This is a genomic window from Bacillus sp. FAU20 (assembly GCF_056033865.1).
In genome coordinates this window covers 439,597-453,688 of sequence record NZ_JBVYHY010000003.1, presented here as the reverse complement: position 1 = coordinate 453,688, position 14,092 = coordinate 439,597, and the positions used below count along the sequence as shown (strand labels likewise).

The 14,092-nt window shown below is 36.4% G+C and carries 17 protein-coding genes; 1 reads left to right on the top strand and 16 read right to left on the bottom strand.

The window, feature by feature from the left end; translation table 11 throughout:
- Nucleotides 1–132 precede the first annotated feature (132 nt).
- The 10 genes from AC0OM3_RS02690 to accB all read right to left on the bottom strand — a co-directional run bounded on the left by AC0OM3_RS02690 (nucleotide 133) and on the right by accB (nucleotide 9,561).
- On the bottom strand, nucleotides 133–972 hold the full coding sequence (locus AC0OM3_RS02690) for a TlyA family RNA methyltransferase (RefSeq protein ID WP_000111872.1): 840 nt from the start codon (nucleotides 970–972) through the stop codon (nucleotides 133–135).
- Nucleotides 973–975: 3 nt separating this feature from the next.
- Complete coding sequence (gene dxs, locus AC0OM3_RS02685; protein WP_000366452.1) at nucleotides 976–2,868, bottom strand: 1-deoxy-D-xylulose-5-phosphate synthase; 1,893 nt, start codon at nucleotides 2,866–2,868, stop codon at nucleotides 976–978.
- Nucleotides 2,869–3,170: 302 nt separating this feature from the next.
- Nucleotides 3,171–4,061 (bottom strand): (2E,6E)-farnesyl diphosphate synthase, encoded by an 891-nt coding sequence (ispA, locus tag AC0OM3_RS02680; protein ID WP_000150373.1) that lies wholly within the window; start codon nucleotides 4,059–4,061, stop codon nucleotides 3,171–3,173.
- Complete coding sequence (gene xseB, locus AC0OM3_RS02675; RefSeq protein ID WP_000428423.1) at nucleotides 4,061–4,291, bottom strand: exodeoxyribonuclease VII small subunit; 231 nt, start codon at nucleotides 4,289–4,291, stop codon at nucleotides 4,061–4,063. The genes ispA and xseB overlap by 1 nt, the downstream gene beginning before the upstream one ends.
- Nucleotides 4,281–5,639 carry an exodeoxyribonuclease VII large subunit gene (gene xseA / locus AC0OM3_RS02670; RefSeq protein WP_000415249.1) on the bottom strand — a complete coding sequence of 453 codons (1,359 nt, stop codon included), beginning with the start codon at nucleotides 5,637–5,639 and terminating at the stop codon, nucleotides 4,281–4,283. The genes xseB and xseA overlap by 11 nt, the downstream gene beginning before the upstream one ends.
- Nucleotides 5,640–5,665: 26 nt before the next feature.
- On the bottom strand, nucleotides 5,666–6,526 hold the full coding sequence (gene folD / locus AC0OM3_RS02665) for a bifunctional methylenetetrahydrofolate dehydrogenase/methenyltetrahydrofolate cyclohydrolase FolD (protein WP_000226734.1): 861 nt from the start codon (nucleotides 6,524–6,526) through the stop codon (nucleotides 5,666–5,668).
- A gap of 23 nt (nucleotides 6,527–6,549) precedes the next feature.
- Nucleotides 6,550–6,942: a N utilization substance protein NusB gene (nusB, locus tag AC0OM3_RS02660; RefSeq protein ID WP_000830247.1), complete on the bottom strand. Its 393-nt coding sequence runs from the start codon at nucleotides 6,940–6,942 to the stop codon at nucleotides 6,550–6,552.
- A 346-nt stretch (nucleotides 6,943–7,288) separates the two neighbouring features.
- Nucleotides 7,289–7,681: an Asp23/Gls24 family envelope stress response protein gene (locus AC0OM3_RS02655; protein ID WP_000807630.1), complete on the bottom strand. Its 393-nt coding sequence runs from the start codon at nucleotides 7,679–7,681 to the stop codon at nucleotides 7,289–7,291.
- Between the two features lie 22 nt (nucleotides 7,682–7,703).
- Nucleotides 7,704–9,056 (bottom strand): acetyl-CoA carboxylase biotin carboxylase subunit, encoded by a 1,353-nt coding sequence (gene accC, locus AC0OM3_RS02650; protein ID WP_000592870.1) that lies wholly within the window; start codon nucleotides 9,054–9,056, stop codon nucleotides 7,704–7,706.
- Nucleotides 9,057–9,072: 16 nt separating this feature from the next.
- Nucleotides 9,073–9,561: an acetyl-CoA carboxylase biotin carboxyl carrier protein gene (accB, locus tag AC0OM3_RS02645; protein ID WP_000472859.1), complete on the bottom strand. Its 489-nt coding sequence runs from the start codon at nucleotides 9,559–9,561 to the stop codon at nucleotides 9,073–9,075.
- A gap of 469 nt (nucleotides 9,562–10,030) precedes the next feature.
- Here accB and AC0OM3_RS02640 point away from each other — a divergent pair, with 469 nt between their 5' ends.
- The gene (locus tag AC0OM3_RS02640) at nucleotides 10,031–10,225 is read left to right on the top strand and encodes a hypothetical protein (RefSeq protein ID WP_000638001.1); all 195 of its coding nucleotides are present in this window, start codon (nucleotides 10,031–10,033) and stop codon (nucleotides 10,223–10,225) included.
- Nucleotides 10,226–10,338: 113 nt separating this feature from the next.
- On the opposite strand, the gene AC0OM3_RS02635 is transcribed toward AC0OM3_RS02640, so the two are convergent.
- From AC0OM3_RS02635 to spoIIIAC, 6 genes are read right to left on the bottom strand one after another with little or no spacing between them, the layout of a single operon-like run.
- Entirely contained in the window at nucleotides 10,339–10,983 is a 645-nt protein-coding gene (locus AC0OM3_RS02635) for a SpoIIIAH-like family protein (protein ID WP_000914709.1), read from the bottom strand.
- A gap of 15 nt (nucleotides 10,984–10,998) precedes the next feature.
- A complete protein-coding gene (gene spoIIIAG, locus AC0OM3_RS02630; RefSeq protein ID WP_000368890.1) occupies nucleotides 10,999–11,661 on the bottom strand; it encodes a stage III sporulation protein AG in 663 nt (220 codons plus the stop codon).
- Nucleotides 11,651–12,283, bottom strand: coding sequence for a stage III sporulation protein AF (spoIIIAF, locus tag AC0OM3_RS02625; protein ID WP_001161027.1), 633 nt, complete (start codon nucleotides 12,281–12,283; stop codon nucleotides 11,651–11,653). Before spoIIIAF ends, spoIIIAG begins: the two co-directional genes overlap by 11 nt.
- A gap of 12 nt (nucleotides 12,284–12,295) precedes the next feature.
- Complete coding sequence (spoIIIAE, locus tag AC0OM3_RS02620; RefSeq protein WP_000946110.1) at nucleotides 12,296–13,468, bottom strand: stage III sporulation protein AE; 1,173 nt, start codon at nucleotides 13,466–13,468, stop codon at nucleotides 12,296–12,298.
- 10 nt (nucleotides 13,469–13,478) lie between these two features.
- Nucleotides 13,479–13,862: a stage III sporulation protein AD gene (spoIIIAD, locus tag AC0OM3_RS02615; RefSeq protein WP_077393170.1), complete on the bottom strand. Its 384-nt coding sequence runs from the start codon at nucleotides 13,860–13,862 to the stop codon at nucleotides 13,479–13,481.
- Nucleotides 13,863–13,885: 23 nt separating this feature from the next.
- On the bottom strand, nucleotides 13,886–14,089 hold the full coding sequence (spoIIIAC, locus tag AC0OM3_RS02610; RefSeq protein WP_000020914.1) for a stage III sporulation protein AC: 204 nt from the start codon (nucleotides 14,087–14,089) through the stop codon (nucleotides 13,886–13,888).
- Nucleotides 14,090–14,092: the final 3 nt, after the last annotated feature.

Here is a 14,092-nt window from a genome sequence, read left to right as displayed (position 1 = left end):
CTCACACTATCTCTTACCATAGTTTAAACATTGGTATACTTCACTTATTTATGTTAACTTATAATTCGTTTCTTGTACACAATTGTTTTTGCAATCATTATACAATTACAGCAAAAAGAGGAACAACGTATGTTATTCCCCTTTCCCTTTTTGTTTTAGAACGTCATGCGCTTCTGTAACAACTTGCTCTATAGAAATTGGAGAATGATTTTCGCCATTCTCACGTTCACCATGCCATTTCAGATGAATTAAAAATTCAATATTACCATCCCCACCCGTAATTGGTGAGAATGTTAAACCTTCCACATCATAGCCTTCTTTTAAAGCAAAATCGACAATCATTTCTACAACAGCTTCATGTACTTTTCTATCACGAACGATACCTTTTTTCCCAACTTGCTCTCTTCCAGCTTCAAACTGCGGTTTAATTAACGCTGCTACATCTCCGTTAGGCATAAGCATTGTTTTTAAAACTGGCAGTATAAGCTTTAATGATATAAATGAAACATCAATACTTGCAAATTGCGGTAAACCACGTTCTAAATCTGCTGGTGTCACGTAACGGAAGTTTGTTCGTTCCATTACAACAACACGCTCATCTTGACGTAATTTCCACGCTAGTTGATTGTATCCTACATCTAATGCATAAGATAATTTCGCTCCATTTTGAAGCGCGCAATCTGTAAAGCCACCAGTTGATGAACCAATATCTATCATAACTTTATCTTGTAAATCAAGATGAAATGTCTCTAATGCCTTTTCAAGTTTATAACCACCACGACTTACATACGGCATAACTTGTCCTTTCACCGTAATCTCAGTATCTTGCGAGATTTTCTCTCCTGGCTTATCAAGTCTCATCTCATTTGCATATACGAGTCCGGCCATAATGGCGCGCTTTGCCTTCTCACGCGTTTCTATAAGTCCTCGCTCTACTAATAGTACATCTACTCTTTCTTTTTTTACGCTCATTTGTTACGCCCTTTTTTGTTTTGATGGAATCATTGTATGAATACGGTCTACAACAGCATCTGTCGTTAAACCAATTTCTTCTAATAATTTTGTTACACTTCCGTGCTCTATGAAGCGGTCTGGAATACCCATTCGTTCAACTAATGCACTATGGTAACCATTTTCAGATGCAAATTCAACTACTCCTGTTCCAAAACCACCAATTAAACAAGCTTCTTCAATCGTTAAAATCGGTATATTCTTTCCTAGAAGATCATGTAAATATGCTTCATCCATTGGTTTAATAAAGCGAGCATTCACTACTTTCACTGAAACCCCAGCTTTTTCAAGACGCTCAGCTGCTTCCATTGCCATTGGTATTGTCGTACCAAACGTTAAAATAGCTGCTTGTGTACCCTCTTTTAACGTCTCCCACGTACCGATTGGAATCGCCTTTAATTCTTCATCCATATGAACGCCAAGTCCATTACCGCGCGCATAACGCAATGCGATTGGTCCATCTTCATATTGCATCGCCGTATAAACTAAATGTTGCCCTTCATTTTCATCTTTCGGCATCATAAGCACCATATTCGGCAAGTGACGTAAGAATGAGATATCAAATACGCCTTGATGCGTTTCACCATCTGCTCCTACTAATCCCGAGCGATCTATTCCGATGAAAACATTTAAATTTTGGCGGCATATATCATGAACAACTTGGTCATATGCTCTTTGTAAAAATGTCGAATAAATTGCTAAGAATGGCTTCATTCCTTGCGTTGCCATACCTGCTGCCATTGTTGTAGCATGCTGTTCTGCAATACCTACATCAATCATACGATCTGGGAATTCTTTTTGGAATTTCTCAAGTTTTGATCCAACAGGCATTGCAGGTGTAATTGCTACGATACGCTCATCTGCTCTCGCTAGCTTAAGTACTGTTTCACTAACGACAGCACTCCATGCTGGTGCAACTTCTTTCGGCTTAACGAAGTCACCTGATTCAATTTTATAAGGTCCTGTTCCATGCCAAGTACCGATAACGTCACTCTCAGCCGGTTTATAACCTTTTCCTTTTTTCGTAATAACGTGAACGAGTACTGGGCCTTTTGTTTTCTTTGCATATTGCAACGTTTCGAATAACTTTTCATAATCATGCCCATCGACTGGACCTAAATATGTAAAGCCTAACTCTTCGAAAAAGACACCAGATACTAGTAAATATTTAAGACTATCTTTTATTTTCTCTGCTGTCGCAGCCACTTTCCCGCCAACTGCTGGAATTTTCTTTAATATATACTCTAATTCATCTTTTACCCAGTGATATTTTCCTGCAGTACGTAAACGACCGAGTACATTATGAAGCGCACCAACGTTTGGTGCAATTGACATTTCATTATCATTCAAAATAACAATCATGTCTGTTTTTTCATGTCCAATATGGTTCAATGCCTCTAAAGCCATTCCGCCTGTTAAAGCACCATCTCCAATAATTGGTATAACATATTCTTTCGTTTTCTTTAAATCACGTGCCAGAGCCATTCCCATTGCAGCCGATAACGAAGTCGAGCTATGACCAGTTTCCCATACATCGTGCTCACTCTCGCAACGTTTCGGGAAACCACATAGACCTTGATATTGCCTTAATGTACCAAACTCTTTCGCGCGTCCAGTTAAAATTTTATGTACATAGGATTGATGTCCTACATCCCATAAAAATTTATCTTGCGGGCTATCAAATAATTTATGCAGAGCAATTGTGAGTTCTACTACACCTAAATTAGGTGCAATATGTCCACCTGTTTGAGAGAGCTCTTCAATTAAAAACTTACGAATATCCTCACTCAATCCCTCTAGTTCACTGATAGACATATCTTTCAAAAAACTAGGGTTTTGAATTTGCGTTAGATCCACATGGATCACTCACTTTCATTTCATAATCTGTCAACATGTCAAATATTATAAAAAAACATTTACACAAAACAAGAAATTCTCTTTTCTATTTTTCGTCTTGTCCCGCTATTAACCAGTCTATTGCGCCCTAATCCTATTATAAACCATATTTCTTTAGGCGATGAAAAAAATAGCCGCTAACACGAAGTGATAACGGCAATGTAATCTACATATATTTTTGCCAATAACAAGAAAAGAAAAACCTTTTCCTACATTTATATCATAAAATGATGAATGACTCAACAAATGAAAACGCTGTTATATTAGTTATTACGTTTTGCAATCAAATCACAAATAGATAGTAAATATTCATCTTGTAATTGCAAGGAGCTAATCGCACCTTTTGCTTCTGCAATTGTTTCTTCTAAAATATCCTTTGCTCTATCTATAGTAAACAACGTCGTATATGTGCTCTTTTCGTTAGAAAGATCGCTACCAATCGGTTTTCCAATCTCTTCTTCAGTTCCTTCGACATCTAAAATATCATCTCGAATTTGGAAAGCTAGACCGATATATTTAGCAAAAGTAAGCAACTTTTCTTCTTGCTCTTCTGTCGCATCAGAAAGTATCGCACCCGCAAGTACAGCAAATTCAAGCAGTTTTCCGGTCTTATGTTTATGGATGTACTCCAATTCATCAATCGTAAGGCGTTTCCCTTCCGCTTCCATATCTGCCACTTGTCCGCCAACCATTCCTTCTGGTCCTGCTGCTTTTGCAAGTTCAAGTACAAGTCTTACTTTTTTTTCAGCAGAAATTTCTTTTTGCTCATATGCCATAATAACTTGAAAAGCATACGTCAATAAGCCATCTCCTGCTAAAACTGCCATCGCTTCACCAAATACTTTGTGATTTGTGGGCTTTCCTCTTCTTAAATCATCATCATCCATACAAGGTAAATCATCATGAACTAACGAATATGTATGAATCATTTCAAGAGCACAAGCTGCACCTACTCCAAGATTTCTTTCTTTCCCAAACGCTTGTAATGTTGCAAACAAAAGTAACGGGCGGAGACGTTTTCCACCCGCTTCCAAAGAATATGCCATTGCTTCACGAAGTACATTTGGACATTGTAATTCATTTGCATAGCTTACAAGTTTTTCTTCTACGAAAGTTTTACTTTCTTTCAAAAAAGTATCAAAAGCAATCGTCACTATGCTTCATCTCCTAAAGCAGTAAACGGTTCAAGCTCTCCATCTTCCCCAAGAATAACTGCCATTTGTTCTTGTACATTCTTCAGCTTCTCATCACAAAGCTTAGATAATTCCATACCTTCTTTAAAATAAGAAATCGCTTCTTCTAAAGGTACGTCACCTTGTTCTAGCTTAGAAACAAGATGCTCAAGTTGCGAAATTGCCTCTTCAAAGCTTAATTTATTTTCCATTATTCAATTCACGCTCCTCTATGCCTGATACGCTACAATCTAGTATTCCATCTTGTAATTGAACTGAAACAGCATCTCCAAGGCTTACATCTTTCACACTTTTTAACACTTGCTTCTCTTCATCATATACAAGCCCGTACCCTCTCATCATTACTTTAAGCGGACTTAACGCTTCAAGTTTTTGAGCAGCTCTTACAAAGGCAAATTCTTTCGTTTGAAGTAACGTTTGCATTTCACGTTGTAATTGCTTTTGCAACGTTTCAACAGCTACCTTTGTTTGCATAATTTTTTGAGATGGGTGGTGCTTCTCTAAATAAAATGAAAGTTGCTTTAACTGATTCACCTTTTTATCAATATAGCGCTCTTTCGCTAAAACAAGCTGTTCTAGCGCTCTATCTAATTGCTCTTCCTTTTGCTCATATACTTGTCTTGGATAACGGAACGCATACGATTTTTGCAACACTTGTAGTTTTTCTTCTTTTTTATGTACTAACTCTCTCATCGCTCTTTGCAATCTCAGAGTTCTTTGTAATACCTTTTCTTGTAACTCTATAATGTTAGGTGCTGCCAGCTCAGCTGCTGCAGTCGGTGTTGGCGCGCGTAAATCTGCAACAAAATCTGCGATTGTAAAATCCGTTTCATGGCCTACTGCCGAAATAATAGGAATTTCACTCTTAAAGATTGCTCTTGCAACCATTTCCTCATTGAAAGCCCATAATTCCTCAATAGAACCTCCACCACGTCCAACGATTAGTACATCTATCTCTCCCATTTCATTCGCTGTACGAATCGCTTGTACAATCGAGGGAGCCGCTGACTCCCCTTGTACAAGTACCGGAAATACAATAACATTCCCAATTGGATAACGACGTTTAATCGTTGTTATAATATCACGAATCGCTGCTCCTGTTGGCGACGTAATCACACCTATTGTTTTAGCGTAAGGAGGAATTGCTTTTTTATAAACTTGAGAAAAAAGTCCTTCTTCTTCTAAACGAACTTTTAACTGTTCGTACGCTAAATGTAAATTTCCGACTCCGTCAGGCTGCATGTCTTGAATATAAATTTGATAAGAACCACTCGCCTCGTAAACAGAGATTTTCCCTTTCACGAGTACCTTCATCCCATTTTCAGGTTTGAATTTAATATTACGATTATGACCCGCAAACATAACCGCTGCGATTCTTGCATTTTCATCTTTCAATGTAAAATACATGTGGCCACGGCTATGATTTTTAAAGTTGGAAATTTCACCTTTTAACCAAACAGACTGCAAATGCGGATCATATTCTATTTTTGTTTTTATATAGCGTGTTAACGCTGTAACGGTTAAATATTGCTTCTCCATTTCTCTCTCCTCATAGCCGATTCAAATTATTTACAAACGACACCTGCACGTTTGGCAGATTCAACAGTATTATGAAGAAGCATTGTGATTGTCATTGGACCAACACCCTTTGGTACAGGTGTAATGTAACCCGCAACATCTAACACGTTGTCAAAGTCAACATCACCACAAAGTTTTCCTGTTTCTAAACGGTTAACACCAACATCAATTACAACCGCTCCTTCTTTCATATAATCAGCTGTTATCATTTTAGGTCGTCCAACAGCTACGATTAAAATATCAGCTAACTTCGATAACTCTTTCATATTTTGCGTCTTAGAATGACAATATGTGACAGTTGCATTTTCATTTAAAAACAATTGCCCCACTGGTTTACCGACAATATTACTTCTTCCAATTACTACTACATGTTTCCCAGAAATATCAAGATTTGTTTCTTTTACTAATTCTACAATACCATGCGGTGTACATGGAAGGAATGTATCTTGTCCCGTCATCATGCGTCCCACGCTGATTGGGTGAAATCCGTCTACATCCTTTTCTGGTGAAATTCTTTCAATGATAGCTTTTTCTTCAATATGTTTTGGTAAAGGTAATTGCACTAATATACCATTAATACGGTCATCGCCATTTAAGCGATCGATTTCAGCAAGCAAACGTTCCTCAGTAATTGTTTCAGGAAGTTCAATTAGCTCTGAGTAAATTCCTACTTGTTCACAGCCTTTTTCTTTTCCTTTCACATAAGAACGAGATGCTGGATCTTCTCCAACTAAAATAACTGCTAATCCTGGTACAATACCTTGCTCTTTCAACTTCACAACTTCTTCTGTTAATTGTGCTCGTTTTTTCTCCGCAACTTCATTTCCTTTGATGATTACTGCTACCATTTTAAGATTCCCCCTTAAAGAATTTACAGTGTATCTTTTATATTAGATAAAACGCCGTTAATAAAACGACGAGATTCCTCATCCCCAAATGTTTTTGCAATTTCAATTGCTTCGTTAATTGTTACGTTATGTGGAATTTCTTCCATGTACTTCATTTCATACACAGCTACACGTAAAATACTGCGATCAACAATACTAATACGCTCAAGCTTCCACTTTTTTAAGTTTTGACGAATCGCTTCATCGATTGCTTCTTTATTTTCTACAAAACCTACTACAAGTGACTCTAGAAACTCATTTGTTTCTTCGCCTTCATCTAGCGTGTTTTCCACTGCTACTTTCGGTTCTAATTCACCTGTAATATCCATTTGGTATAATGCTTGCATTGCTCTTTCTCTAGCCGTCCTACGTTTCATTGTAACTCTCCTTTATGCTTCAAGTCTTTCCTTATACTTTGTTATATTATTATAATTTATAAGCCGTCAATTCACTTACTCTTACAGTTTTCATTGATTTTCCAACCTTATAATACAATGATAATAACACAATTTATCGTTTCACACACGGGTTACAAGGCTGAAAAATAATAAAAAGATTAACTTCAAGTTCCATATCTTATCACAATGTACGTTTTTTGGAAAAACGACACATTTTCTTGTTTATTTCTTATTTTTTGAAATAGTATAATAATTAGAGGGTTGTAATTTGTGAAGAAATGAAACGATAAAAAAGATGCCTATGTTACTAGGCACCTTTTCATTCTTACACTGGTTCGATTTCTGTTTTTTGTGTTTCGAATGTTACGCCAACGATGTGAACATTCACTTCTTTTGGCTCAAGTCCTGTCATTGTAAAGAGTGCTTGGCGAATATTGTCTTGAATCTTTTGTGCAACAACTGGAATTGCTACACCAAAATACATTACAACATAAAGGTCAACGATAATATCTTCGTTTGCTAATTCAACCTTTACACCTTTACCATGATTTTTCTTACCTAACTTCTCAACAACATCTGTAGCAAAATTACCGCGCATTGCCGCTACACCTTCTACTTCAGCAGCTGCAATACCTGCAATTACTTCAATTACTTCTGGTGCAATTTCTACTTTACCAAGAGTTGTATCTTGACCCATATCTAACATATGTTCAGCCATGAAAAAAACCTCCTTTAATGTATCACTGCGTCACAAGTTCATGCTCTTCCAAAAACTTCGTATTAAACTCACCTTTTACAAAATCAGGATGATCTAACAATTGCAAATGGAACGGGATTGTTGTATGTACGCCTTCAATGACAAATTCACTAAGTGCGCGCTTCATTTTTGCAATTGCCTCTTCACGTGTTTTTCCGTGAACAATTAATTTAGCAACCATCGAATCATAGAAAGGTGGGATTGAATATCCCGGATATACAGCTGAATCGACGCGAATACCAAATCCTCCTGGTGGTAAGTACATTTCTACTTTACCTGGAGATGGCATAAATTTTTTGGCAGGGTTTTCCGCATTAATTCGACATTCAATTGCCCAACCATTAAATTGTACTTCTTCTTGCTGTAACGATAACTTTTCTCCTGAAGCAACAAGAATTTGCTCTTTAATTAAGTCCATTCCCGTTACCATTTCAGTAACCGGATGCTCAACCTGAATTCTCGTATTCATCTCCATGAAATAAAAGGTTTTCGTTTTATATTCATAAATAAACTCAACCGTACCAGCACCTGTATAATCAACCGCTACCGCCGCTTTAACTGCCGCTTCACCCATCTGCTTGCGAATATCTTCATCAAGTGCAGGTGATGGACTTTCTTCTAATAGTTTTTGCAAACGGCGCTGAATTGTACAATCACGCTCTCCTAAATGAATGGCATTTCCGTGTGTATCTGCCATTATTTGAATCTCAACATGGCGGAAATCTTCAACGTACTTTTCTAAGTATACACCAGGGTTCCCAAAAGCGGTACTAGCTTCTTGCTGTGTAATTTGAATTCCTTTTATAAGCTCTTCTTCATGGCGTGCAACACGAATACCTTTTCCGCCGCCACCTGCAGTCGCTTTAATAATAACTGGATATCCAATTTGATTAGCAAGCTCGATCGCTTCTTCGGTATTTTTAATAATCCCTTGTGAACCTGGTACAATCGGAACCCCTGCTTCTTTCATTGTATCACGAGCAACGTCTTTTGTGCCCATCTTTGAAATAGCTTCTGGACTTGGACCGATAAAAATCAAGTTACATTCACGGCATAACTCTGCGAAATCTGCATTCTCTGCTAAAAATCCGTATCCCGGATGAATAGCATCGCAGCCTGTTAACTTCGCAACGCTAATAATGTTTGTCAAATTTAAATAGCTTTCTTTCGAAATCGTTGGTCCTACACAATACGCCTCGTCTGCAATCTGTACGTGAAGTGACTCTTTATCTGCTTCTGAATAAATTGCAACTGTTTCAATATCCATTTCTTTACAAGCACGAATAATTCGTACAGCAATTTCCCCACGATTGGCTATTAATACTTTTTTTATCATCACAAAGACTCCCTTATTACGCTTTTACAAGAAATAGCGGTTGTCCATACTCAACAAGCTGTCCGTTATTAACAAGAATTTCAACAATTTCGCCCTCTACATCAGCATCAATTTCGTTAAATAACTTCATAGCCTCGACAATACATACGATAGAATCTTTCGATACTCTATCCCCAACACTTACATATGGAGGTGTATCAGGCGAAGAAGAAGAATAGAATGTACCTACCATCGGTGATGTGATTTTATGTAGGTTTTCATTTTGAACAGCCTTCTTCTCTTCTTGTTTTGGTGCTTCTGCTTGCGCTGCTGCTACTTTCGTTTCAACTTCAACAGGCGCTACTGGTTGCATAGCTTGTTTTGCTGCAGGTGCTTGCACAGCAACAACTTCATTACCACGCTTTTTCATTTTGATTGTTGTACCGTCTTTTTTGTATTCAAATTCATCAATATTAGAGCTATCAATTAATTTAATTAATTCGCGAACTTCTTGAATTTTAAACATGTAAAATCCACTCCCATACTCTTGTTTGTCCCGTTTTTACAGATTCTCGTCACGAAAACTAGATTGACTGTAAAAATACGATGTATTCTATTAGAAAATATATTTCATTAACTAATAGAAATATTTACTATTTCCATCTTACGATAAATTTTTTAAACATTCCAATTTATATTTCTTTATAATAAATCGAAACTCCTGTAAAAATATTATTCCAACAAAAAATTAATACCTAGTAATAATACCAAGTTTCACATGAAATTGGCAAGACCACTTCTTAAAAAACATTCACTACTTTTTCAAAACGTTACACAGCAAACATGCCATTCCCTCTCCACTCTTCACCACATCTATAGTCAATAATATATTTTTACCAAATATTATTTTTTTGTTTACACGCCGTTCATCATTCCTTCATATAAGAATAGTATGTTCAAGGTGTAGAAAATATATTGTGTCGAGGTGTGGAAATATGATATGGCTCATTCTCTTTTTACCTGCCGTAATCGTTTGGGCATGCGTTCTTTTCATCCACGTCAAATCCGGAAAAAGTAATCATCAGTACCATGAACCATTAATCTTTTACTCACAACGTGTTTCTCCATTCCGAGTTGAACATAATAAAAATAAATACAAAGACGAAATAGAAAAAAGCTATCGAAAATGATAGCTTTTTTCTATTCACACGCTTACTTACATACTCTATTTTACTATTTGCATACCTTTTGCTTAGTAAAAGATAATAATCCGCAGGGAAATCCCTACGGATTAAAGTTTCACTTATTTCGCTGGTGGATCAAATTTCACACCTACATCTTTTGATCCACCTTCACTTCTTACAAGTTGAATAATTTTATTTGCTTCTTTCTGTGAATGTTTTGCCGCTTTAACCGTTACTCTAATATCAGTACCATCAGCTCTTACAAGAGCATCTGGATATCCTCCTTGAGATTTAATTACTGTCTCAAGTAATTCTTGCTTCGTTTCCATTGTAGTGATTGCATCAAAGTTATCTTTCGCTTTACTCTTTTCTGTCGCTGAAGATTTCGAAGAATTCATCACTTCTTGTAATTTTGCTTTCTCTTCACTACGCTGATCTTCCATTTGCATACGTAAAGCTGTGAAATTCTCATCACTTGATTGAACTGATACATTACCCTCTTTTTTACTTGTTTCTTTTTTTGCATTTTCTTTTTTGTCTGTTTCTTTATTTGTTGTTTCCTTGCTTGTATTTTCTTTTTTCGGAGTTTCTTTAGGCGCTTCGTTTGTTACCGCTTTATCAGTACCTTGTTTTTCTTGTCCAATCTTTTCACCTGTTGCTGGCGATGCTGTATTCATTTTGTCAGGAGTTGTCACGTAATACACAGATAGTACAACAACTAAACTTAACATCGTTAATAGCCAAACTGTTTGTTTTTTTAACACTTTATTTCCTCCCTATCAATTTTTCGGTGAAACTGAAACGCGATGGGCCGGTACATCTAGCAGCCTTATCACAGCTTCTTTTACCATTGCTTTAACTTGTATATTATCCACTCCCTTTGCTACGACAAGAACACCACGTACTTTCGGCTTCTCTGTTCGTAAAACAACAGGAGTTTCTTTATCCCCTTCACGTATAATGACAGTCTTTTCATCAAGAGACTCGTCCTCTACTTCTCTCTTACCGCCTGTTTTATCTGTTTCACCTGTTGTTTGTGAGCGTTTCACTGTATTTTTTTCTAAAATTTTTTCTTCAGATGAATCTAAATTCACTTTAATCGTTACGTCTTTTACTCCTGCTATTTCTTCTAAAGCAGTTTTTAATTCTTGTTCATACGCTTTTTCATATTTTTCTACATTTGACATACTATCATTACTTTTTTGTCCGAAAGTTGGTACGTCTTTTTCTTGGTTTTGAGTTTTTTGTTCTTTAAATACAGGTACTTCTTCTTTTTTACTTGAAAAGAGACTACTAGAAAACATAAGCAAAATTCCAAGTATGAGTAGGACAAGTAAAAACTTAGGTGTTACCTTTTTACCCTTCTCGTTGCTTTCTTTTTGATCCCCATTCAATAAGTTTCGAAAAAATGAGAACTTCGAATTTTTATCTTTATTGTCCATTTACTCTACCTGTCCTCCCTTCCATTTGAACTTGGATTTGTTTACTCTCTAGTTGCCACCTGCTTGAAAAGAAATCTTTCATTTCTCCATTCGTTTCTTCCACTTTTTTTGGAGGCTCTTTCGTGTTAATTTCAATTGGCTTTACTGTTTCAATTGCATCATTTTTACTACGTTCTTTTTCTTTCAACGTCACAACAACAGATTGAATATCTTTCGCTGACTTTACTTCTTCTGTATTTTCTGCTGCGACTATTTGTATTTCGGAGACAGTCATACCATACTTTTTCTCAAACTCTTTTCCTACTTCTTTTTTCATTTTGGTAGCCATCTCTTCTAAACTATATGCACGTGTTAGAGCTTGTATTTCTTTTTTCTTCGAATCTATTGAATTTTTTACAGATCCTTCTGCTACGTACTTTTCTTCATTAAAATTTGCAATTACTTCATTTATATCTGTCTGCAATAGTTTAAAAAGAGGCGTTAAAATTAATACGACTAACAAAAGACTTACAACGAATTTAACGTATTTTTGCAAATTCGAATTTGGAAGAATAAGATGAAGCATTGTTGCTAAGAGCAAAAAAACGATAATATTTCTGATCCACTCTGTAACAAATTGCATACTCTTCACCTCCTATCGCATCATAAGTGTAATATTCCCCGCAGCAATAATAATTGTAATACTTAAAAAGAACATAAATGATACGATAGCTAAGCAAGCAAATACGTAAATGATGCTTCGTCCAATAATGTCTAAACATTGAATAATTGCTCCGCCGCCAACCGGTTGCAATACTGCTGCTGCAAATTTATAAATAAATGCAATACAGAAAATTTGAATCGCAGGAAAAGCAACAATTAAGCATAAAATGACGAGCCCAATAATTCCGACTGTGTTTTTCAATAATCCTGATGCGCTAATAACAGTATCTGCCGCTTCGGTAAACATCCTTCCAACTACTGGAATGAAGTTTCCTGTTACAAATTTAGCAGTTTTCACAGCTATTCCATCAGCAACGGCTGTCGCTGTTCCTTGTACAGATAATACTCCTAAAAAAATCGTTAAGAAGATACCGATAATCCCAACGCTAACGTTTTGCAGAAGCTTGGACAATTTCGTAACTTTATATTGATCACTCATTGTACTTACAATACTTAATATCGTTGCCAGTAATAAAAGCGGTAGAACGATATAATTCATAAGAAGCCCGCTTGTATTCATTAAGAAAATGATAATCGGATGAAAGAAAGATACAGATACAACCCCGCCACCAGTCGCTATAAGCGCCAATAAAATTGGCAATAGCGCTAATATGAAATCTACCATTGTTTGTATCGTTTCTCTTGCATATGTCATAACGACATAAAAACTATTCAAAGCAAAAATAATAAGTACCATATATACAACAGCATCAGCAATTTTACTTACACTACTTTTTGAAAAAGCAGATTGTAGTGATTGCAACAATGCACTAAAGATTGTGAGCATAATGAGTGTGCCAAGCAGTTTTCCATTAGCTGCAAGCTCATGAAATAAATATTTTAATAACCCTATCATCCACTCTTTTAGAGAGAATTCTTTTTCTCCCTTTACAAACTCCATAAAACTCCCTTTTTGACTCTCTGGCAAATAGCCTCCATATTTTGTAACAAGCCCGTCCCAAAATTGCTTCACATCTTCAATTCCGAGCTTATCCAATTGTTGATCAACGACGTTTGTTTCTACAGGAGAAGCTTGTACAACAACCGGTAAAGAAAAGAAAAGGAAGCAAGCAAATAGCAGCTTAGCTCCAAACCTCCTCAACATTCACTCCCCCTTATCCCGTCGGTAAAAATCCGAGAATAGTTTCAATTACAACCGTCAAAATAGGAATTGCCATAACGAGAATTAAGATTTTCCCAGCAAGTTCAATTTTCGAAGCGATGGCACCTTGACCAGCATCTTTTGTGATTTGAGCTCCAAACTCAGCAATATAAGCAATTCCAATAATCTTTAGTAACGTTTCCACGTAGACATTACTAACTTTCGCTTCACTCGCTACTCTCTCAATCATTTGTAAAATAGAATGAATTTGATCGATTAAAATAAGAAACATCACACTGCCTACGAACACAATAAATAAAGATGTAATACTAGATTTATGCTGGTTCAAAACAGCAGCTAAAAACGTAGCAACGAGGCCTAATCCGACAATTTGTATAATTTCGATTCGAACCGCCTCCTTTACTGGAAGAGAAAGACACTTTTAATCTTGTCGAATAGCGTATTAATTAAAAATGCAACATGAAATAAAATGACGACAAAACCGACAAGGATAACCCAATTTGCAATATCCTCACGCTTCAATTCTTTTAGTACAGTATGAATGAAAGCTAAAACAATGCCGATTCCGGCGATTTGAAATATTAATCCAACATCAATGGACATCGC